This is a genomic window from Endozoicomonas sp. SESOKO4, from assembly GCF_024606275.1.
The window spans coordinates 1-1,056 of record NZ_JAHHPS010000004.1 but is presented as its reverse complement, the minus strand read 5'-3'; the positions used below and the strand labels follow the sequence as shown (position 1 = coordinate 1,056).

Sequence of the window (1,056 nt, the reverse complement as noted above, 5' to 3'; positions counted from 1 at the left end):
CAGCCTGACTCATTTACGATTACCACTTGACAGCTTAAAATTAGCACCTGACACCTAATAAAAAGGAAAGTCCCAATAACGAACTGTAGCCATTGGTTAGGTTGACTCCATCCAGTTTTTGTTGTTCTTCGATTATACAAAGTATGTTACTTTGTCAAAGTTATCGTTATTAATTAATTCACATAATTCAGCAAGATGCTCCCCAAAAAGAAGAGATTTTTTTCTCTTACAATCAAAATATCTTTGTATTGCTTGGGTATGCATCTCACTTTGTTGAGATGAAAAATCTTCTGCAATTTTTGCGCAATCATAATCGTCACAAGTGAATAAATGATAAAAATCTTTTCTAACCACTGCTAAATCGTCAGTTTCGAAAAACACTCCACCCCACACGCCAAGTAAGATATCAATTATTTGCTGGTAGAGAGGTATTTCCCAACTGATCATATGGCTGTTCGATTCCATAAAAACATCAACTTTTTTTTCAAAGTATGCTACTGATAAATTTATTCTTATCAATTCAGCTACAGTGCCAATTTCAATTTTGCTAAGTGTGTCCAGGCTTTTATACCAAGTTCTATATGCTCTTTTTGTTACATGTTTTAGTTCTTTAACTGTTGCTTTTTGAGAGAGTTCTGGCGATTCACTCAATGCATGCTGTATAGAATCAAAGAGTTTGGGCATTTTTTGAGTCGAGAATTGGTAATATAATTTATCCAACTGGTCTTTAGCATATAGATTACTAAATTGCAAAGCAACGCACGTACATAACAATTGAACAAGCTTCTTTATCATTTCTACATTCTCCTTAAAATGAGTTGCTTTTAAGGATATGCATGATTTGACACTTTTCAACCCAACACTTGCAGCAAAGATAACAAAGGCAGTGGCATGACTCTCAATAACTGAGAGCATTCACAAAGAGGCTGTTATGGCTTGATACTCCAGAGAAATGAAAGAGTCTGTTATCCAGAAGATGATAACCCCCCAATAATGCTTCTGTGGCTCAGCTTAAACGAGAAACCGACATTACTGACGCAACCTTGTTTACTTGGC

1 protein-coding gene is annotated in these 1,056 nt (G+C 35.5%); it reads right to left on the bottom strand.

Annotated features, from left to right (window positions below; genetic code table 11):
• Positions 1–132 precede the first annotated feature (132 nt).
• Positions 133–915 (bottom strand): hypothetical protein, encoded by a 783-nt coding sequence (locus KDK16_RS00030; protein ID WP_257274141.1) that lies wholly within the window; start codon positions 913–915, stop codon positions 133–135.
• Positions 916–1,056: the final 141 nt, after the last annotated feature.